Consider the following 20593-nt stretch of genomic DNA (forward strand, 5'->3'; position numbering starts at 1 on the left):
CCCGTCGCGCCAATTTGCCGCGCACCCTCCGTTCCCTCTCCCCTTGCGGGAGAGGGTTAGGGAGAGGGGTGGCGTCATCGACTGCCCGTGTGAACCCCTCTCCCCTACCCTCCCCCGCAAGGGGGGAGGGAGCCGACCGTTCGCGCCGTGCGAGCTTGAACACACGCCTCAATCCGCCTCAATCCGCCTGTTCCCCAGGGAACAGCGCCGGCCGGCCTTCCCTGCGATGTTCTCCGTCACAGGCAAGCCCATTCCGGGCGGCCGGCACAGAGGGAACACGACGATGATCTATCCTTGGAAGCCTTTCAACAAGCTGGATTACGCCGAACAACAATCCGAACTGACCCAGGACGATGCGCGCGACGGTTTTCAGAATCTCGGCAGCGGCAACAACTTTCACTTCCAGCTGACGGGGACCGCCCCCAAGCTCGTCAACGGCCAGGGCGGCAACGACACCATCATCCTGGACGGCAACTCCGCCGACACGGTGTTCGGCGGCTCCGGCAACGACACGATCGACGGCGGCGCAGGCAACGACACGCTCAAGGGCCAGGCGGGCGAGGACCACATCTTCGGTGGCGCCGGCGCGGACAACATCAGCGGCGGCAGCGACAACGACTATCTGGTCGGCGACAATGACGCGGTTGCGTCCAACCTGCATGGCATCGACACGATGTACGGCGGCAGCGGCGAAGACACGCTCTACGGCGGCGGCAAGGCCGACGTGATGTCGGGCGGCACGGGCAACGACAATTTCGTCTACTTCGTCGGGTTGGGCACCGAGAACGAGAGCGCGGTCGGCGCCGCGGACCGCATCACCGACTTCCAGGTGGGCGACAAGATCGACGTCTCCTTCATGGACGCCGACGGCAACTCCGCCAACGGCAACAGCGCCTTCACGTTCTCGTCCAGCGGTGCGACCACCCAGGCCGGCAAGTTCTGGTTCGAGATCCACGACGACGGCCAGCACGTGTTCTTCAACATCAACGGCGGCGCGGCGGATATGGAGATCATCTCGACCAACAGCCACCAGTTCACGACGGCGGACTTTATTCTGTGAGGTGGGATCGTTCGGTGCGATGAGTGCCGGATAAGGACCGCCAGCTCGAAAGGGCTGGCGGTCTATGTTCGGAGGGCTTCCGTCAGGCCGCGTCGGCCACCGCGCGCACGCGCAGACGAACGCCCGTCTCGGCCTGTAGCAGGCTGATGACGCCGAGCAGGTTCTCAGCCGTCGGATTGCCCGACGGTCCGAACATGCGCATCAGGCTCTTCGGCGACCTGCCGAGCGCGCCACCGAGCTTTTCGAAGCCGACCGTGGCGTTGATACACGAGCGCAGTGCGGCCCGCCCCTCCTCCAGATCACCATCGAGCAGCGCCTGCATCCCCTCGGCGAGCAATGCCTGCCGAAACTTGACGTCGCGGCGAGCGCGCGCCTGAACCGTCTCGCGAAAACTTCTCGTCAAGGGCATGGTCAGTTCCTTCTTGTCCGTCCGGCCGCCTTGCGAGCCTTATAAGCGCGCCAGTGGCGCAACGCGCTCTGGATATCGTTCTGCTGTCGCTTCTTGGTGCCAACCCTCGATTGCATTGCGCACAGGCTGGAACAGCAAACAATTTGGAGAAGACGAAGCGCTTCGGCAGACTATGGGCGCAGACGTTGGAATTACCCCCTACCCCAACCCCGCCCTTCTAAACCCCTCCAGATAATGCTCCCGCTCCACCTCATGCTCATACGGCATTTCGGTGGATAGCCAGGCCAGCGAGATGTTGGGCTGGACGTTGCGCAGGCCTTCCAGCGCCGCGGCGGCGGCCTGGGTGAAGCCGGACATGCCGAGGGAGGCCGTCAGCACGCGGTGGGCGCCGACGAAATCGGGGCGCTGGCGCAGGGCTTCGCGGGAGAGGCGGATCGCCTCCTCGTAGTTGCGGCCGACATACTGGCAATAGGCGGCGACGCCGCAATAGATGCCGGCAAAGGGATCGCGCGGGGAAAAGCGCAGCGCCTGCCGGGCGGCGGCGTCGCCGTCCTCCCAGCGCCCGCGATAGGACAGCGCCACGCCATAGATGCCGCGCGCCGGCGAAAAATTCGGATTGAGCCGCAGCGCCAGCTCGAACTCGGCGATGCAATCGTCAAAGCGGCGGTTGAACAGATAGACGCTCGCCAGCGCATAATGCGCCCAGGCATCCTCAGAGTCGGCGCGGATCGCCGCCAAGGCGGCGCGTTCCGCGGCCCGCACCGCAATCGGCATGTCCTCCCAGCCCATATGGGCCGCAAACATATGGCAGGCCGCGAGCAGGCTGAGCGCCTGGCCGTAGCCGGGATCGACCGCAATGGCTTTTTCGAGCAGCGCCTGCGCCACCAGATTGTCCGATCGCGTCACCCGCCAGTAATGCGACAGCGCGCGCATGACGAGATCCCAGGCGTCCATATTGTCCGGCGTCTTGCGCTGGCTGCGGAAATTCTCGGCGGCATAGAGCTGCGGCTCGATCGCGGCGACCACGGCCTGCGTGATCTCGTCCTGCACCGCGAACACGTCGGCGAGGTTGCGGTCGTAGCGCTCGGCCCACAGGTGACTGCCGGTGACGACGTCGTTGAGCTGCGCGGTGATGCGCACATGGTCGCCATCCTTGCGCACCGAGCCCTCGACGACATAGCCGACGCCGAGCTCCTCGCCGATCTGCTTCAGATGCACCTGACGGCCGCGATAGACGAAAGAGGAGTTGCGGGCGATGACATAGAACCAGCGCAGCTTTGACAGCGCGGTGATGATGTCCTCCGAAATGCCTTCGGAAAAATATTCCTGCTCGGGCTCGCCGGAGATGTTTTGAAACGGCAGCACGGCGATCGCGGGGCGATCGAGCGGCGGCAGGGAGTGCGCGGGCTCGGGTGCGGGGGTGATCGCCGGGGATGCAGTGGTCGCGCTTTGCGGCGCAAGGACGCCGCTGAGCGCGGGTCGCGCCGCAACTGCGCCGCTGACATCCCCGACAAACCGAAAACCCTTGCGCGCGATGGTGCGGATCAGCGCCTGGTCCTTGCCGCTGTCGCCGATGGCGGTACGCGCGGCGTTGATGCGGCTGGTCAGCGTGGATTCGGAGACGATGCGGCCGTGCCAGATGCTCTCGATCAGATCGTCCTTGGTCACGACGTGGTCGCGGTGCTCGACCAGGTACATCAGGATATCGAACACCTGCGGCTCGACTGCGACAATTTGGCCATCGCGGGTCAATTCGCGCACGGCGGTGTCGAGCACATGGTTTGAGAAATGAAACTGCACGCGAGCATCCCCGTGGCCGGTTGATCGGACCCCCTTGACGCCCGGTTTTGCCGGGTTCTGCTGGCGGGGCCGCTCAATTAGCGCGCTCAAATCAGCCATGACGTGCGCTACCTCACAGAAAAATCAGGGTGGCCTCAAGGCAAAATCAGCCCTGTCTCAGAGTCTTTAGGTCCTCCGAGCGGCATGTTCGGTTCAGCGCGGTCACCCCCGTGACCGCATGCCACAGAGGAGGAAACTGCATGGCCACGACAGCTACCGCCACAATGCCGGCTTCAACCGCCACCCCCGCCCCCGATCTTGCCGCGCTGAAGACCAGGCAGCAGGCGGCGTGGTCGTCAGGCAATTACGCCATCGTCGGTTCCACGCTGCAGATCGTCGGCGAGCAGCTTTGCGAGGCAATTGATCTCAAGGCCGGCGCCAAGGTGCTGGATGTCGCCGCCGGCAACGGCATGGCCTCGCTCGCCGCCGCGCGCCGCTGGTGCGACGTCACCTCGACCGATTACGTGCCGGCGCTGCTGGAGCGCGGCCGGGCGCGCGCCAATGCCGAAGGCATGACGATGGAGTTTCGCGAGGCCGATGCGGAGAACCTGCCGTTCGACAACAACAGTTTTGAAGTGGTGCTGTCGACCTTCGGGGTGATGTTCACGCCGAACCAGGACAGAGCGGCGTCTGAATTGTTGCGTGTGTGCAAGCCGAAGGGCCAGATCGGCCTCGCCAACTGGACGCCGGACGGCTTCATCGGCCAGGTGTTCAAGACGCTCGGCAAGCATCTGCCGCCGCCCGCGGGCGCGAAATCGCCGGCGATGTGGGGCACGCGCGCGCGGCTCACCGAAATGTTCGACGCCGGCGCGGCCTCGATCAAGGCCGAGTCGCGGCTGTTCAATTTCCGCTACCGCTCGGCCGAACATTTCCTCGACGTGTTCAAGACGTTTTACGGCCCGGTGCTGAAAGCGTTCGCCGCGCTCGAGCCCGCAAAACAGGAAGAGCTGCACAACGATTTGCACGCGCTGATCGTCCGCATGAACCGCGCCACCAACGGCAGCATGGTGGTGCCGAGCGAATATCTCGAAGTGGTGATTACGAAGCGATGACGATCCACTTCCACACACCCCGCTCGCCTCTTCTTACCTCTCCCCGCTTGCGGGGAGAGGTCGGATCACATCGCAGATGTGATCCGGGTGAGGGGGTACAGGTCGCTCCATTGGCACAAGCGCCCGCGGTGAGAGCCCCTCACCCCGACCCTCTCCCCGTGAAGAACGGGGAGAGGGAGAACGGGCACAACTCACAGGATTGCTTCGATGAACATTTTGACTCCAATACCTTCACGCAAAAGCGCCACCGCTTGCGTCGGCGCGCTGCATTGCTCGCTCGGTTCGGGACGCCAATGGGCAAAACTCGCCGCCGAATTTGGGCCCGGCACCAAGCTCCTCGCGCCGGATCTGATCGGCTATGGCAATAAGCCTGGAACGTTCGACCTGCCGCTGACGCTGGCGCAGGAAGTGCAATGCCTGCGCGCGACGCTGGATCAGGCCGATGGGCCGATTCATCTGGTCGGGCATTCCTATGGCGGCGCCATCGCGTTCAAGGTCGCGACCGATCCGGCGTATGAACATCGCATCCAGAGCCTCTCGCTGATCGAGCCGGTGCTGCCGACGCTGCTGCTTGAAAGCGCCCCGGATCGGCGGCTGCACGACCAGTTCGCCGAACTCGCAGCAAGGGTGCGCCAGGATATCTGGAACGGGTCAGTGCTGGAGGCGATCGACAAGTTTTCCGAGTTCTGGTGCGGCTCCGGCCCGCGCGAGGACATGTCGCCGGCCGCGCGCATCCGCATGATCGAACATGCCGAAAGACTTCCGTACGATTTCGCCGCCGCCTTCGCCGAAGAGGATGTGACGATCGCGGCGGCCTCGTTGCGGGTGCCGACGCTGCTGTTGTCCGGCGGCCAATCGCCGAACCTGACCCAGCGCATCGTCCGCCGGCTGGCCGCGGTCATCGACGGCGCCGAACTGCGCCATCTGCCGGATGCCGGGCATATGCTGGCCATGACCCATGCCGGCATCATCAACCCCGTGATCGCGGCCCACATCGCCCGCGCCGATGAACTCGCCGGCGTGTCGCTGGCGGCCGGTCAGCCGGCGCCGAAGCTGGTCAGCCTGGCAGGCGGTTGAGCGGCGGTTTGGGCCTTCTTGGTGGTCTTCTTGCCGCTTGGCGCGCCGGTCGGGCATCTGGTATCCATTTCTGGTATTTATGGGCCCGAAACTGGAAATGAAACGCCGATGATCACCGCGCGCGACCTCAAGCTGCCTGCCCTGATGCTTGCGGGGGCACTCAGCCTGGCCGCGCCGCCGGCGTTTGCCGCCGACGAGGAAACGGCGCCCAAGGGCGCGGCGGTCACCGTGTTCAAGGCCGCGAAATCCTGCTTCGGCAACAATGTCGAGGTGTCCGGCACCATCATCGCGCGCGAGGAAACGCAGGTGCGGCCCGAGCGCATGGGGCTGAAGGTCGCCGAAGTGCTGATCGATGCAGGCGATACCGTCACCGCGGGCCAGACGCTGGCCCGGCTGACGCTCCCCGAAGGCGGCACGGTGCTGGTGCAGGCGCCCGTCGCCGGGCTGGTTTCGGCCTCGACGGCCGCGGTCGGCGCCATGGCGTCCGGCAAGGGCGAGGCGCTGTTTTCGATCATCGCCCGCAGCGAATTCGACCTGGTCGGCTTGGTGCCGACCCGCGACATCGCAAAACTTCAGATCAACCAGAGCGCACGGATCAAGGTGATCGGCGCCGGCGAAGTCGATGGCAGGGTGCGGCGGCTGTCGACCACGGTCGAGCCCAACAGCCAGCTCGCCCAGGTGTTCATCGCCGTCACCACCAACCGCCGGCTTCTGGTCAACTCCTCCGGGCGGGCGCAGATCAAGACCGGCCAGAGCTGCGGCATCTCGGTGCCGCTGACGGCGATCCTCTACGGCAATGCCGGCACCGTGGTGCAGGTGGTGAAACGCCAGCGCGTCGAGACGCGGCGGGTGGAAACCGGATTGATGCAGCAGGGCCAAGTCGAGATCCGCGAGGGCATCGTCGAAGGCGATATCGTGGTCGCCCGCGCCGGCGCCCTGCTGCGCGAAGGCGATCCGGTGCGCCCGGTGATGGTGGCCGCGGACGCGAAGTGACGGCGCAGCCGTCATGGCCGGGCATAGCCGTCCGAAGGACGGCGTCGCTTCCGCTCGCCTATGACCCGGCCATCTATCGATCCTTGAGAGAATTTTGCTTGATGGATGCGCGGGTCAAGCCCGCGCATGACGAGGGGTGCTCAGCCGCCGAGGCTGACGTCTTCGAGCAGCGAGGACGACACCGAGGGAACCTGCTCGCCTTCGCTGGCGCGGGAGATCGAGACGCGGGTCTTGTTGAAGGCGGTCTCGGCACCGGCCTGCGCGGCGAGGTTGTTGAGCAGCTCGGACATCAGCACGCTGTACTGGCCCTTGGAATCGTCGACCACCTTGCCCGGCGTCGCCGAAGACAGGATCAGCGCGTTTTCGGGCGCCGAGATCGGCGCCAGGCCGTGCGAGTAGGAACGGAAACGGCGCTCATAGGGGTTGCGGCGGGAGGCGTCGACCACGACGAGTTTGACCTTGGCGCCCTGCTCCTTCATCGCGTCGAGCACGGCCTCGATGCTGACGCCGTCGCGGCGGACATCGGCTTCCTTCCAGATCGCGGCATCGACCGGGATCATGTAGCTCTGGCGGCCGACCTGGACGCCGTAGCCGCCGAAGAACAGCATCACCACGCTGTCGGGCGTGATCTTGGACTTGAGCCGGCCGATGGCGCGGGCCATGTCGTCCTTGGTGGCGTCTTCCACCACGTCGACGTCAAAGCCCTTGCCGCGCAACGCCGCGGTCAGGCCGCGGGCGTCATTGATCGGCTGCGCCAGCGGCGCCGAGGCGTCGGGATAGTGGCCGTTGCCGATGACCAGTGCGACGCGGGAAGTCTTGGTAGCGACGTCGGAATTCTGTTCGGTCGCGATCGCCTTGGCGGCATCGAGCGAACGCTTGTTGAGCGCAGCATGGGCGCCGATCGCCAGCGACACCAGGCCGACCAAAGCGGCGGCCACGGTCACCGTGCGGCGGGAGATGCTTGGCTTGCTACCGTCCATTGTTTCAATTCCCAATCGTTGACCAGGGCGCGCCAGTTAGTCGCGCCAGTGCCGTTTAGGTTTGAGGGGTTGCGAATTGTGTGCCGTCGAATTGTGGCAATTTGCGGCACCGCAACAAAGAAACCCTTAACCCGCACGGCCATTGCGGGCAACCTCCTTTGGCGCATGACGTTCCCCAGAAGAATGATGGTGCCAAATCGGGACATTTTCTGTGACATCGGTCACATTTGTATTTCCCGCTGATTTGTATCATTTTCAATGGCTTGCAGGCCGGCGGTGGATTCGACGGCCCTCGGTTCACGGTTCCGGCGAAAAGAGACTGCATGGGCTTTCAATATTTCGCCGGCGCCGCCTACCGCGCGCTGACCGCCCGCAAGGACGGGCCGTCGCTGTATGACGTCTGCGATCCCCTGCTGCTGAACTATACCGGCGGCGATCCCCATCTCGGAAAATTCTATCGGACCGCGCTTGGCAACCCGGCGCTGCGCCCGCTGCTGCGCCGTACCGGACTGCCGCAACTGCGCGACGAAGGCCGGCTGCAGTCGCTGCGCCAGGCGCTGACCCGCGCCCGCGACGACGATGCGCCGGACTGGGAAGCGGTAGGTACACCCATCGCCGAACTGATGGAGAGCATCGAGATCCGTCATCCCAAGCCGGCTCCGGCCGTGGCGCCTGCCAAAGCGCCTGACCTCGCCGAGATCGAGCGCGTGATCCGGACCTGCGGGTCGCATCTGCTGCGCTCGTTTGCCAGCAACGGCTTCATCCCGACCTATGCCGCGTTCAACCTGCTCGGCGATGCCGACATGGGCGGGCGCGAAATGCTGATGGCGCTGACCGGGCTCAATTCGCGCGGCTACAAGAACTCGACCCTGCTGTTCAGCCTGGCGCGGATCTTCATCGCGCATTCACCGGCCCGCGCGCTGATCAACCCGCCCTGGACCGGCATCGCCGAGCCGATGTGGGAGCCGATGCAGATCCGCCACCGCTCGGCCTATTACGACGCCTTCTTCACCGAGGCGCTGCTCAGCTTCGTCGAAACCGGCCTCGCCTCCGTGGACCAGACCGCTGCGTCGCGCCGCGCGATTTCCGAGATGGTCGATTTTTGCCTCGCCACCAGCGCCGAGGAAGTGCCCTCGCATGACGGTTCCACCGTGCGCGTCATCACCGCACTGGCGCCGCTGCCGCATCCGCGCTTTTCAAAATTCTTCTCCCAGATCAAGCAGGATCTCGGCTTCGGCATCTACGTGCCGGACTGCGACACCACCGCCTGCTCATTCTCGGCGGCGACGCAGGCCGGCTCGACCGATCCGATCCTCGACCAGCCGCTACTGGATTTCTACGCCGGCTATCAGGTCCGCAGCGGCGCCAACGAGCCGCGCGTGACGGTGCCGCTGAACGACAATGTCGAGTACGAGGGCGGCGTCGTGACCTGGATCGACAACCTCGCCGGCGACCGGCCCTACGGCAACGACCTCGACCCGACGCTCAACCTCGACATCCTCGAGGTCAGTTTCCGTAACCTTGCGCGCTGGAAGATCATCGAGACGCCGTCACGGCTGGAGACGGTTCACCGCATCATCGGCTTCCAGAAGCGGCTGGTGGAAAGTGGCGCGTTCACCAATCCGCGCTCGCATATCTATTATCTGCCGGAGCTGTATTGCGCCTATTTCGGCCGCTGCTATGCGGCCTTCATCGCGCTGCCGCCGGCGGCGCGGCTGGCGATCGATCCCGAAAACACCTTCGACTTCATCCGCGGCCGCGTGCTGGCCTATGTCGAGGGCGAGTTGATCACCCACGAGATGAATGCCTTCGATGCGGCGCTGGCCCTGATGGCGCTGGCGCATCTCGGCGCCGACGCGGCAAGCTTTTCGCCTGCGCTGCATTGTATCGTCGCCGCTACAGGCGAAGGCGGCCGGCACGGTCCCTACAAGGCGTATGAGTGGAACAAGATGAAGACCCCGACGCGCATCCTGGTCGGCGGCCCCGAGGTGACCTCGGCCTTCGTGCTGATGGGGCTGGCGCTGGCGAGGGGCGTGATGATGAAAGGTCGTAGCGGTACTTAGTTTACCCTCCTCCTCCGGGGAGGGTAAGAAGAAGCGCCTCCTTCTGACGGGAAGTTGAAAGCGATGCGACCCCAGAGCACTGGCGAGCCGGCCTCAATGTCCGCACAATCCGTGCAATCATGTTGCACATTGCCGCGCCGGGATTGCCCATGAAGTCCAAGATCTGGAAATCGAAGCGGTTGAAATCGAAGGTTTGGAATTCGAAGATCTGGCTTTGCGCCGTTCTGATGTTGTTACTGCCGGCGATGGCGCATGCCGCCGACATCACCGGCGTGCCGAAAATCCGCGAAGGCGACAAGCTGCAGATCGGCAATACCCGCATTCGGCTCGGCGGCATCGACGCGCCGGCGGTGGACCAGCTCTGCCTCAACAACAAGGGCGAACGCTGGACCTGCGGCGTCGCAGCGCGTGACGAACTGATCAAGCATTTCGGCAACAAGAGCTGGACCTGCCGTACCCGCGCCGTCGATCGCCGCGGCCGCACCGTGGCGCGATGCGAGGTCGGCGGCGAGGACGTCCAGAAATGGCTGGTCGCCAACGGCTGGGCGCTGGCGTTCACCCGGATTTCCCGCGACTATGAGGCGGATGAAAAGGCCGCGCGCGAGGCCAAGGCCGGCATGTGGCAGGGCGCCTTCATCGCGCCGTGGGACTGGCGCGCGCGCGACAAGAAGACCGCCATTCTCGGCGCCGCCAAGCCGCCCGAGAACGCCATCACCATCCTGTTGGCATCGGCCTCCGGCTCGGTCGCGCCGTCGCCCGACTGCACCATCAAGGGCAACGTCAATCGCGCCGGCGAGTGCATTTTCCACCAGCCGACCAGCCGCTGGTACGCGAAGATCGAGATGAAGATCAGCAAGGGCACGCGCTGGTTCTGCTCGGTCGAAGAGGCCGAAGCAGCGGGCTGCCGCGAGACCAAACGCTAGGATCTTACCTCTCCCCGCGAAGCGCGGGGCGAGGGACAAGTGCCGCAACTCAACGAGCAACGCTGTGGCGCGCACACAAGTTGATGGACCACTGCCAAAACATCGCGGCGGGCTGCGCCGCGCGGTTACGCTCACCCTGTTCATCCTTTGCGGCTATGGCCTGCTCGCCTATCTGATCCTGCCCGGGCTGTGGACGCATTATGAGCACCAGAAAGGCCTTGCGGATCTGCCGATGGTGACGCGCACGGGACAAGGCATTCCCGGCGATCCCATGAATGTCGGCCTGATCGGCGACATCAGTGACGTGGTTTGCGCGATGCATCAGGCCGGCTGGTATCCGGCCGATCCGATCACGCTGAAATCATCGATCGAGATCATAGGCAGCGTGCTGCTCGACCGCCCCTACAAGGATGCGCCGGTCAGCAATCTCTATTATCAGGAACGCCGCGAGGATCTGGCTTACGAAAAGCCGATCGGCGCCAGCGCCGACCGCCGCAACCACGTGCGCTACTGGAAGGTGCTGGACCAGGGCGAGGAAAAACGTCCGGTGTGGCTCGGCGCGGCGACGCAAGACCGCAGCGTCGGCGTCAGCAGATACACCGGCGCGGTGACGCATCACATCAGCGCCGATCTCGACGCCGAGCGCGCGCGGCTCAGCGCCGACCTCGCAAATGCCGGCATGGTGACCGCGAAATATCAGGTGACCGGCATCGGGCCGACGATTGCGGGCTATAATGGCGGCGGCGACCTCTATTACACCGACGGCGAGATCTGGGTGCTGCGGCTGGTCGAGGCGTGCCGGAAGCGGGACGGCCCCGCGGTGACGATCCCGAGCCCGCCGGCGACCGAGTTGAAGGACCAGATCTGGCATGCGATCGCGGGGGCAATGGGAAAATAAGCTGCCATTTGCCGCCATTGCCCGCGACAAACTCGGAGCAATTGCGCAAGGGAGCAACGCCAGGAGCGATCAAGTCTTTTTGCGGCCCTGGATTGCTTCGCTGCGCTCGCAATGACGGTTTCAATCGATTATTGTCATGTTCCAGTCCTACCAAACCTCGGGCGCCTTGATTCCGCGTTCCACCGATAAGGAATAAGAAAAATGACCGTTCGCGCGGGCCGGGAATTTCTGGCCATCCCCGGACCCACCACCATGCCCGACGAAGTGCTTCAGGCGATGCACCGTCCGGCGCTCGATATCTATTCCAAAGAGATGCTCGACCTGACGCACGGCCTGCTCGGCGATCTCTCCAAGCTGTTCGCGACCAAGGGCCACTCCTACATCTACATCGCCAATGGCCACGGCGCGTGGGAAGCGACGCTCTCCAACGTGCTGTCGCGGGGCGACAAGGTGCTGGTGCTGGAAAGCGGCCGCTTCGCGATCGGCTGGGGCAATGCCGCGGCCGCGATGGGCGCTGAGGTCGAGGTCCTGAAAGGCGACTGGCGCCGCGCGATCCGCCCGGCCGAAGTGGAGGCGCGCCTCAAGCTGGACAAGGAGCACAAGATCAAGGCCATTGTCGCCGTGCAGATCGATACCGCTTCGGGCGCTTATAACGACGTCGAAGCGATCGGCAAGGCGATCAAGGCGTCGGGTCATCCCGCGCTCTTCATGGTCGACACGGTTGCCTCGCTCGGCTGCGTACCGTTCGAGATGGACGCCTGGGGCGTCGATGTCGCGATGTCCGGTTCGCAGAAGGGCCTGATGACGCCTCCGGGCCTCGGCTTCGTCGCCGCCAACGACCGCGCTCGCGAGGTGCACAAGAAGGCAAACCTGCGCACGCCCTATTGGGATTGGACCGAGCGCGATGGCAGCGAGCATTACCGCAAATATGCCGGCACCGCGCCGGTGCATCTCTTGTTCGCGCTGCGCAAGGCGATCGATATGCTCCACGCCGAAGGCCTGGAGAATGCCTTCCTGCGCCACCGGCTGCTCGCCGAAGCGGTTCGCCGCGCGGTCGCGGTCTGGGCCGAGGGCCAGGTCATCGGATTCAACATCGCCGAAGCAAACGAGCGCTCCAACACCGTGACGACGGTGACGATGAACGGCCATGACCCCGCCGCGCTGCAGCGCTATTGCAAGGAAAAATGCGGCGTGGTGCTTGGGACCGGCATTGGCGACCTCTCCGGCCAGGCGTTCCGGATCGCCCATATGGGCCACGTCAACGCGCCGATGGTCCTCGGCACGCTCGGTGTCATCGAAGTCGGACTCAACGCCCTCAACATTCCCCACGGCAAGGGCGGAACCGAAGCCGCGATTGAGTGGCTCGGCGAGAGTGTGAGCGCGTAAGGGACGCATTATATCCACCACACCGTCATGCCCGGCCAAAGCGGTCTGCCTTGCGCAGACCGCGTAAACTTGTCTGCGATGCCGGCATCCACGTCTTATCTTCACTTAAGCAAGAAAGACGTGGATGGCCGGGATATAGGCGAGCGGAAGCGACGCCGTCCTTCAGACGGCTATGCCCGGCCATGACGGCGCGTTGGCTGCCCTTCGGTCAGACTCGCGCGCATCTCTCTCACAATGTGAGAGAGCGAGACTTCGAATCGATTCAATTCGATCACGGTCTGACGCGAAGGCTTTCCCGCGCGTCGCATTTAGTGCTTATACTGCATGCCAGTGAAAGCCGGGCGCAGACTCCGGTGCAAGAAACGTTGGAGGATTCCGATTGGCGTCCGTCGAATTGCGCGGCCTGACCAAGCGATTTGGATCGCTCGCGGTGGTCGATAACGTCTCGCTGCGGATCGATCATGGTCAGCTGGTTTGCCTGCTCGGACCATCGGGTTGCGGCAAGACCACCACGCTGCGGCTGATCGCAGGCTTTTTAGAACCCTCCGACGGCGAGATCCATGTCGGCGACCGGCTGGTGTCGTCGAAGGCGCGGACGCTGCCGCCCGAACAGCGCAAGATGTCGATGATCTTCCAGAGCTACGCGCTGTGGCCGCATATGACCGTGACCGAGAACATCGTCTACGGCTTGCGCCTGCGCAAACTGGACCGCGATATCATCGCAAAGAAGCTCGCCGCGATCCTGGCGACGACGAAACTCGAGGCGCTGGCGCAGCGTTACCCCGGCGAACTCTCCGGCGGCCAGCAGCAGCGCGTGGCGCTGGCGCGCGCGCTGATCGTCGAGCCGGAAACGCTGCTGCTCGACGAGCCCTTGTCGAATCTCGACGCCAACTTACGCGAAGAGATGCGGTTCGAGATCCGCCGGCTGCATGACGAATATCGCTACACCACGATCTATGTGACCCATGACCAATCGGAAGCGATGACCACGGCCGACATGATCGCGGTCATGAACGGCGGCAAGATCGACCAGCTCGGCACCCCCGAGGACATCTATGCGCGTCCCGAATCCGAATTCGTCGCGCGCTTCATCGGCGCCAGCAACGTGATCAAAGGCACCGCGCGCGATGGCAATCATGTCTCGTTCGCGGGCGCGACCTTGCAGGTGGTCGGTGCGCCGCTGACGTCAGGCCAGAGCGCGCCGGTCGCGATCCGTCAGCACGATATCCAGCTTTCGACGCAGACGCCGGCGGCGCCGCTAAATGCGATCAAGGCCACGGTGACGCGGCAGGTCTATCTCGGCGTGGCGCGCGACTACATGGTGGAGGTGGCCGACGGCACCTCGCTGCGCGTCACCACGCCGACCGCGAACAATGTCGCCAAGGGAACCGAAGTCTGGCTCACCCTGCCGCCCGACCGCTGCCGGGCGCTCAGCCGGTAAAGAGCCTTCAGCCGACAAAGAACAAGAAGCGGAGGATGCAATGAAGCGAAAACTCTCCAGGCGCGAGGTGCTGCAGGGCTCGCTGAAGGCCTCGACGGCGCTGGCATTCGGAACCGTGTTCGCCTCGCCCGCCCGCGCGCAGGCGCCGCCGCCGGAAGCGATCACGCCGCAACTGATCGAGGCGGCAAGAAAAGAAGGCAAGGTGGTCTGGTACACCTCGATCGATCTGTCGGTATCCGAAAAGATCGCGGCTTCGTTCAAGGCGAAATTCGGCGGCATCGAGGTGCGCGTCGAACGCACCGGCGCCGAGCGCGTGTTCCAGCGCATCGGCCAGGAATATGCCAGCAACGTGCACGCCGTCGATATCGCCAATTCCTCCGATGCCGCGCATCTCCTGGCATGGAAGCGGCAAGGCATCCTGCTGCCTTATGTGCCGGAGGACGTCGCCAGGCATTACAAGCCCGAGCATCGCGATCCCGACGGGACGTTTGCCGGCTTCCGCGCCACGCTGAGCCCGATCGCCTACAACACCAAACTGGTGAAGGCCGAAGACGCGCCGACGAGTTTCAAGGACCTGCTCGATCCCAAATGGAAGGGCAAGATCGTCAAGGCGCATCCCGGCTATAGCGGCACGATCCTGACCGCGACCTTCGAGATGGTTCGCGACATCGGCTGGGCGTATTACGAGCAGCTCGCGAAACAGAACATCATGCAGGTGCAATCGGCGACCGATCCGCCGAAGAAGCTGTCGCTCGGCGAGCGCAGCGTGATGGCCGACGGCACCGAGTACAATATCTTCCTGCTCAAGGAGGCCGGCCAGCCGGTCGAGGTGGTGTACCCCACCGAGGGCACGCCGTTCATCGTCGGACCCAACGGCATCTTCAAGGCGGCGCCGAATCCCAATGCGGCAAAGCTGTTCCAGAACTATTGCTTCACGCCGGACGCGCAGCGGATCATCATCGACGCCGGCGGCCTGCGGTCGCTGCATGCCCAGGTGAAGGAACATACCGGCCGCAAGCCGCTCGCGGACATCAAGCTGATGAAGGAAGACGCCGCGGGCGCCGAGGCCCAGAGCGAGGAGATCAAGGCGCGCTATCAGAAGATTTTCCGTGTGTAGGGCGGCGTCATTGCGAGCGCAGCGAAGCAATCCATCGCGCGGCATAACGGATAGATGGATTGCTTCGCTGCGCTCGCAATGACGAAGAGAGAAATCGAGATGACAAAAAACGTCTTAAACCGCCGCGACGTCATCAAGGGCTCGGCCGCGCTCGCGCTCGGCACCGTGTTCGCGTCACCGGTTCGCGCCCAGGCGCCGGAACCGGTCGCGATCAACCCCGGCCTGATCGAAGCGGCCAAGAAGGAAGGCAAGGTCGTCCTGTATTCCTCGATGGATCTGCCGGTCGGCGAGAAGCTCGGCAAGGCGTTCGAGGCGGCTTATCCCGGCATCAGTGTGCAGATCGAGCGCTCCGGCTCGGAGCGGCTGTTCTCGCGGGTCGACCAGGAATTCGCCAGCAACATCCGCGCCGCCGACATCATCAACACGTCGGACGCCTCGCACATCATCACCTGGAAGAAAAACGGCTGGCTGATGCCGTTCCTGCCGGAAGACGTTGCCAAACATTTTCCGGAAACCTATCGCGATCCCGACGGAATGTCCGCGACCTCGCGCATCTACTTGTCGTCGATCGCCTACAACACCAACCTCGTAAAGCCCGAGGACGCGCCGAAGAGCTATGCGGACCTGCTCGATCCGAAATGGGCGGGCAGGATGGTCAAGGCTCATCCGTCCTATAGCGGCACCATCATGACCGCGACCTTCCAGCTGGTGCGTGAGCTGGGCTGGGGCTATCTCGAAAAACTATCAAAGCAGCGCGTGATGCAGGTGCAATCCTCGACCGATCCACCAAAGAAGCTCGCGCTCGGCGAACGTGCTGTCATGGCCGACGGCAATGAGTACGGCGTCGTGCTTCTGAAGGAGGCCGGCCAGCCGGTCGAGCCGTTATATCCAACCGAGGGCACACCGACGATCTCGGGGCCGACTGCAATCTTCAAGACCGCACCCCATCCGAACGCGGCCAAACTGTTCCAGACCTGGCTCCACACGCGCGAGATCCAGCAATTCTTCGTCGACTACACCGCGCAATATTCGGCTCATCCGCAGGTGCAGTCGAAACCGGGACGCCGCAAGCTTTCCGACATCAAGCTGATGAAGGAAGACGCTGCGGGCGTCGAGGCGATGACGGAAGAGATAAAGACGAAGTATGCGAAGTTGTTTCGGGTGTGAGTTTGCGTAACCGTTCTCACCCCGTCATTCCGGGATGCGCCTCTTGGCGCAGGCCCGGAATCCATTGCGCCGCCTGCTCGCTGATGAATGGATTCCGGGCTCGCGTTACGCGCGCCCCGGAATGACGGAGAAAGTTTGTAATGACCCTCGCCACCGACACCGCACCCGCCAAAGCCAAACTCGACTGGACCAAACCTATCCTGTGGCTGTTCGCGGCTGTCATGATCGTGCTGATCGTGATGCCGATGTCGTGGCTGGCGGTGTATGCCTTCACCGACAAGGCGCGAAACCCGACGCTGCAGAATTTCATCAAGCTGTTCACCGATCCGGATTTTCTGGATCCCTTGCTGACCACCGCGATCATCGCGACCACGTCGGCGACGATCTGCTGCATCATCGCCGCCCCGATCGGCTGGCTGGTGTCGCGCACCGACATGCCGGGACGGCAGACCATCCGTGCGCTGGTCACCGCCTCGTTCGTGACGCCGCCGTTTCTCGGCGCGGTCGCCTGGGAATTGCTGGCCGCGCCCAACAGCGGGCTGTTGAACCAGCTCTATCGGTTCCTGACCGGAGCCGGATCGGACGCGCATCTCTTCAATATCTATTCGCTGACCGGCATCATCTTCGTGATCTCCTGCTACACGTTTCCGTTTGTGTTCGTGCTGGTCGCCAACGCGCTCGACAACATGCCGGGCGAGCTTGAGGACGCTTCCGCCATTCTGGGCGGCAAAGCGTGGACCACGGCGCGGCGCGTCACGATTCCCCTGGCGCTGCCCGCACTGGTCGCCGGCGCCTTGATCGCCTTCCTGCAGGCGATGACGCTGTTCGGATCGCCGGCGATCCTGGCGCTGCCGGCCGGCTTCCACACCATGACCACCAAGATCTGGAGCCTGTTCCAGTATCCGCCCAAGCCCGAACTCGCTGCGGCGGCCGCGGTGCCGCTGTTGCTCTTGACGATCCTGCTGCTGCAGGGCCAGAAATTCCTGCTCGGCCGCCGCGGCTATTCCGTCGTGGGCGGCAAATATGGCGCGCCGCGCCAGGTCGAAATGAAGGCTTGGCGCTGGGTAGCGCTGGCGTTCTGCCTGATCGTGCTGCTCAATCCCGTGTTCCTGCCCTATCTGGCGCTGCTCAACGCGGCATTCTCGCCGAACGCGACCACCTTGGTGACGCCAGCGACGGCGACGCTGCACAACATCGTGTTCGTGTTCACCGAACTGTCGTCGACCCAGCTCGCGCTCAAGAACACCGTGATCCTGGGCGCCTCGACGGCGACCATCGGCACGTTACTGGCGCTGGTCATCGCCTATGTCACGACGCGGCGCGTGATCTCGGGGCATCGCTTCCTCGGCTTTCTCGCCACCGCGCCGATCGCGGTGCCCGGCATCGTGCTCGGCGTCGGCCTGTTCCTGAGCTACACGCGGCCGCCCTTCGTGCTGTACGGCACGCTGTGGATCCTGCTGCTGGCCTTCCTCACCATCAACCTGCCGTCGGCCTATCAGCAATTGCAGGCGGCGTTCGCGACCATCCACCCCGAACTCGAAGACGCCAGCCGCATCCTCGGCGCGACGCGGCTGCAGTCGCTGCGCCAGATCACCGCGCCGTTGCTGCGTACCGGCGTAATCGCGACCTGGTGCTTCATCTTCATCGGCGTGATGCGCGAATTGTCGGCGGCGATCGTGCTGTTTACGTCGCAGACCAAGGTGCTGTCGGTGCTAATCTACGACCTCAACGAAAGCGGCGACCTCGCCGCGATCGCGGTGCTCGGCATCGCGATGCTGATCATCACCTTCGCGGTGGTGCTCGCCGTCAACCGCATCCCGGGCGGCAACGCCGCGGCACGGTTGAGGAATAGCTGACCGACAACGTCTGAGCAAAGCAATCCCGTCTGGCAATTGGCGCATTCGACCCGATATAATGCCCAACAGCCTCTTGCCGTCATTGCCGGGCTTGACCCGGCAATCCATCCGCTTGAGGACGCTTTCTTTTTGATGGATGCGCGGGTCAAGCCCGCGCATGACAACATAGCAATACCGACTGAAACGAGGATCGCTTGACCGAACCCACGACTAAAGGCCGTTCACTGCAGGCGCCGGTGGCGCCGCGCCGCCCGCATTCGTTCACCACCCACGGCATCACGGTGAGCGACGATTACGCGTGGCTGAAGGACGCCAAATGGCAGGAGGTACTGCGCGACCCCTCGATCCTCGACGCCGACATCAGGCAATATCTGGAAAGCGAGAACGACTACACCGAGAGCCTGCTCGGCCACACCGCGCCGCTCCAGAAAAAGCTGGTCGCGGAGATGCGTGGGCGCATCAAGGAAGACGATTCCAGCGTGCCGTCGCCGGACGGCCCGTTCGCCTATTTGCGGAAATTCCGCGAGGGCGGCCAGCACGAGATGTTCGGCCGTACCCCGCGCAATGGCGGCGACGTTGAGATCGTGCTCGACGGCGATGCGCTGGCGGCATCCCACAGCTATTTCAAGTTCGGCGGCGCGCGACATTCGCCTGACCACAAGCTGCAGGCCTGGAGCGCCGACACCAAGGGCTCGGAATATTTTTCGATTCGCGTGCGCGACTGGGGCAGCGGCAAGGACTTTGACGACCTCGTCGAGGAGACCGATGGCGGCGTGGTCTGGAGCACGGACGGACAAAGCTTCTTCTACGTCAAGCTCGACGACAACCACCGGCCGATGCAGGTGTGGCGACATCGCCTCGGCACCCGGCAGGCGGACGACACGCTGATCTATGAGGAGCAGGATTCCGGCTGGTTCACCCATCTGCATGAGAGCTCCAGCGGGCGCTTTTGCGTGATCGCCGGCGGCGACCATGAAACCTCCGAGCAGCGCCTGATCGATCTGGCGCATCCCGAGACGCCGCCGCGGCTGGTCGCGGCGCGCGAGGAAGGCGTGCAATATTCGATCGCCGATCGCGGCGGCGAACTGTTCATCCTCACCAACGCCAATGACGCGATCGACTTCAAGGTGATGACCGCGCCGCTGGCGGCGCCGGAGCGCGCCAACTGGCGCGATTTGATCCCGCATCGCGAGGGCATCTATGTGCTCGATGTCGAGCTTTACGCCGGCCATATGGTGCGGCTGGAGCGTGCCAACGCGCTGCCCGCGATCATCATCCGCGACCTTACATCGGGCGAAGAACACGCCATCGCCTTCGATGAAGCGGCCTATTCGCTCGACACCATGGGCGGCTATGAATTCGAAACCACGAACTTGCGGTTTTCCTATTCGTCGATGACGACGCCATCGGAAGTCTATGACTATGACATGGCGTCGCGGGAGCGGGTGCTGCGCAAGCGGCAGGAGATTCCGTCCGGCCACAAACCGGCCGACTACGTCACCACCCGCATCATGGCGACGGCGCATGACGGGGCGAAGGTGCCGGTCTCGATCCTGCACCGCAAGGATCTCGTGCGCGACGGCAACGCGCCGCTGCTGCTGTACGGCTACGGCTCCTACGGCATGGCGATGCCGGCCTCGTTCGCGGCCAACCGGCTGTCGCTGGTCGATCGCGGTTTTGTCTATGCCATCGCACATATCCGGGGCGGCGCCGACAAAGGCTGGGGCTGGTACCTCGACGGCAAGCGCGAGAAGAAGACCAATACGTTCGATGATTTTGCGGCGGCAGGCCGCGCCTTGATCGAGGCCAAATACACCAGCGCAAAGCGCATCGTCGGCCATGGCGGCAGCGCCGGCGGCATGCTGATGGGCGCGGTCGCCAACCGTGCCGGCGAATTGTTCGCCGGCATCGTCGCGGAAGTGCCGTTCGTCGACGTGCTGAATACGATGCTCGACGACACGTTGCCGCTGACGCCGCCGGAATGGCCGGAATGGGGCAACCCGATCGAGAGCGAAAAGGATTTTCGGACCATCCTGTCCTATTCGCCCTACGACAACATCGAAGCCAAGGACTATCCGCTGATCCTCGCGATGGGCGGACTGACCGATCCGCGCGTGACCTATTGGGAGCCGGCGAAATGGATCGCGCGGCTGCGCGCGACCATGAAGGGCGGCGGCCCGGTGCTGCTGCGGACCAACATGGGCGCCGGCCATGGCGGCGCGTCGGGGCGCTTCAACCGGCTGGATGAGGTCGCGATCGCCTATGCGTTCGCGCTGTGGGCGGTTGGATTGGCGGATAGAGCGGACGTTTAACATTCTCCCTCGCCCGCGCT

The 20593-nt window shown here is 64.1% G+C and carries 16 protein-coding genes; 13 read left to right on the top strand and 3 right to left on the bottom strand.

The window, feature by feature from the left end; translation table 11 throughout:
- Nucleotides 1-283 precede the first annotated feature (283 nt).
- Complete coding sequence (locus JQ575_RS33500) at nucleotides 284-1060, top strand: calcium-binding protein (RefSeq protein ID WP_212037436.1); 777 nt, start codon at nucleotides 284-286, stop codon at nucleotides 1058-1060.
- An 82-nt stretch (nucleotides 1061-1142) separates the two neighbouring features.
- Here the strand turns inward: JQ575_RS33500 and JQ575_RS33505 are convergent, their stop codons facing one another.
- Both JQ575_RS33505 and JQ575_RS33510 read right to left on the bottom strand, forming a co-directional pair.
- A complete protein-coding gene (locus JQ575_RS33505; protein WP_212037437.1) occupies nucleotides 1143-1469 on the bottom strand; it encodes a DNA-binding protein in 327 nt (108 codons plus the stop codon).
- Nucleotides 1470-1667: 198 nt separating this feature from the next.
- Nucleotides 1668-3269, bottom strand: coding sequence for a winged helix-turn-helix domain-containing tetratricopeptide repeat protein (locus JQ575_RS33510; protein ID WP_212037438.1), 1602 nt, complete (start codon nucleotides 3267-3269; stop codon nucleotides 1668-1670).
- Nucleotides 3270-3508: 239 nt separating this feature from the next.
- Here JQ575_RS33510 and JQ575_RS33515 point away from each other — a divergent pair, with 239 nt between their 5' ends.
- The 3 genes from JQ575_RS33515 (at nucleotide 3509) to JQ575_RS33525 (ending at nucleotide 6430) form a co-directional block, all read left to right on the top strand.
- Nucleotides 3509-4360 carry a class I SAM-dependent methyltransferase gene (locus JQ575_RS33515; RefSeq protein WP_249167078.1) on the top strand — a complete coding sequence of 284 codons (852 nt, stop codon included), beginning with the start codon at nucleotides 3509-3511 and terminating at the stop codon, nucleotides 4358-4360.
- A gap of 207 nt (nucleotides 4361-4567) precedes the next feature.
- Entirely contained in the window at nucleotides 4568-5437 is an 870-nt protein-coding gene (locus tag JQ575_RS33520; protein WP_212037439.1) for an alpha/beta fold hydrolase, read from the top strand.
- Nucleotides 5438-5545: 108 nt separating this feature from the next.
- Nucleotides 5546-6430, top strand: a complete 885-nt coding sequence (locus JQ575_RS33525) for an efflux RND transporter periplasmic adaptor subunit (RefSeq protein WP_212037440.1) — start codon at nucleotides 5546-5548, stop codon at nucleotides 6428-6430.
- A 140-nt stretch (nucleotides 6431-6570) separates the two neighbouring features.
- Here the strand turns inward: JQ575_RS33525 and JQ575_RS33530 are convergent, their stop codons facing one another.
- Nucleotides 6571-7410, bottom strand: coding sequence for a caspase family protein (locus JQ575_RS33530; protein ID WP_212037441.1), 840 nt, complete (start codon nucleotides 7408-7410; stop codon nucleotides 6571-6573).
- A gap of 323 nt (nucleotides 7411-7733) precedes the next feature.
- On the opposite strand from JQ575_RS33530, the gene JQ575_RS33535 reads away from it, so the two are divergent.
- From JQ575_RS33535 to JQ575_RS33575, 9 genes are all read left to right on the top strand, one after another.
- The gene (locus tag JQ575_RS33535; protein WP_212037442.1) at nucleotides 7734-9473 is read left to right on the top strand and encodes a hypothetical protein; all 1740 of its coding nucleotides are present in this window, start codon (nucleotides 7734-7736) and stop codon (nucleotides 9471-9473) included.
- A gap of 227 nt (nucleotides 9474-9700) precedes the next feature.
- Nucleotides 9701-10396, top strand: coding sequence for a thermonuclease family protein (locus JQ575_RS33540; RefSeq protein WP_249167084.1), 696 nt, complete (start codon nucleotides 9701-9703; stop codon nucleotides 10394-10396).
- 64 nt (nucleotides 10397-10460) lie between these two features.
- Nucleotides 10461-11294, top strand: a complete 834-nt coding sequence (locus tag JQ575_RS33545; RefSeq protein WP_312016068.1) for an LssY C-terminal domain-containing protein — start codon at nucleotides 10461-10463, stop codon at nucleotides 11292-11294.
- Nucleotides 11295-11495: 201 nt separating this feature from the next.
- A complete protein-coding gene (locus JQ575_RS33550) occupies nucleotides 11496-12680 on the top strand; it encodes an alanine--glyoxylate aminotransferase family protein (RefSeq protein WP_212037444.1) in 1185 nt (394 codons plus the stop codon).
- A gap of 379 nt (nucleotides 12681-13059) precedes the next feature.
- A complete protein-coding gene (locus tag JQ575_RS33555; protein WP_212037445.1) occupies nucleotides 13060-14121 on the top strand; it encodes an ABC transporter ATP-binding protein in 1062 nt (353 codons plus the stop codon).
- Nucleotides 14122-14161: 40 nt separating this feature from the next.
- Nucleotides 14162-15238: an ABC transporter substrate-binding protein gene (locus tag JQ575_RS33560; RefSeq protein WP_212037446.1), complete on the top strand. Its 1077-nt coding sequence runs from the start codon at nucleotides 14162-14164 to the stop codon at nucleotides 15236-15238.
- Nucleotides 15239-15337: 99 nt separating this feature from the next.
- On the top strand, nucleotides 15338-16405 hold the full coding sequence (locus JQ575_RS33565) for a substrate-binding domain-containing protein (RefSeq protein ID WP_212037447.1): 1068 nt from the start codon (nucleotides 15338-15340) through the stop codon (nucleotides 16403-16405).
- A gap of 140 nt (nucleotides 16406-16545) precedes the next feature.
- On the top strand, nucleotides 16546-18261 hold the full coding sequence (locus JQ575_RS33570; RefSeq protein ID WP_212037448.1) for an iron ABC transporter permease: 1716 nt from the start codon (nucleotides 16546-16548) through the stop codon (nucleotides 18259-18261).
- A 194-nt stretch (nucleotides 18262-18455) separates the two neighbouring features.
- Nucleotides 18456-20573 carry a S9 family peptidase gene (locus tag JQ575_RS33575; protein ID WP_249167079.1) on the top strand — a complete coding sequence of 706 codons (2118 nt, stop codon included), beginning with the start codon at nucleotides 18456-18458 and terminating at the stop codon, nucleotides 20571-20573.
- Nucleotides 20574-20593: the final 20 nt, after the last annotated feature.

This window comes from Bradyrhizobium sp. JYMT SZCCT0428, from assembly GCF_018131075.1.
Classification (GTDB): Bacteria; Pseudomonadota; Alphaproteobacteria; order Rhizobiales; family Xanthobacteraceae; genus Bradyrhizobium.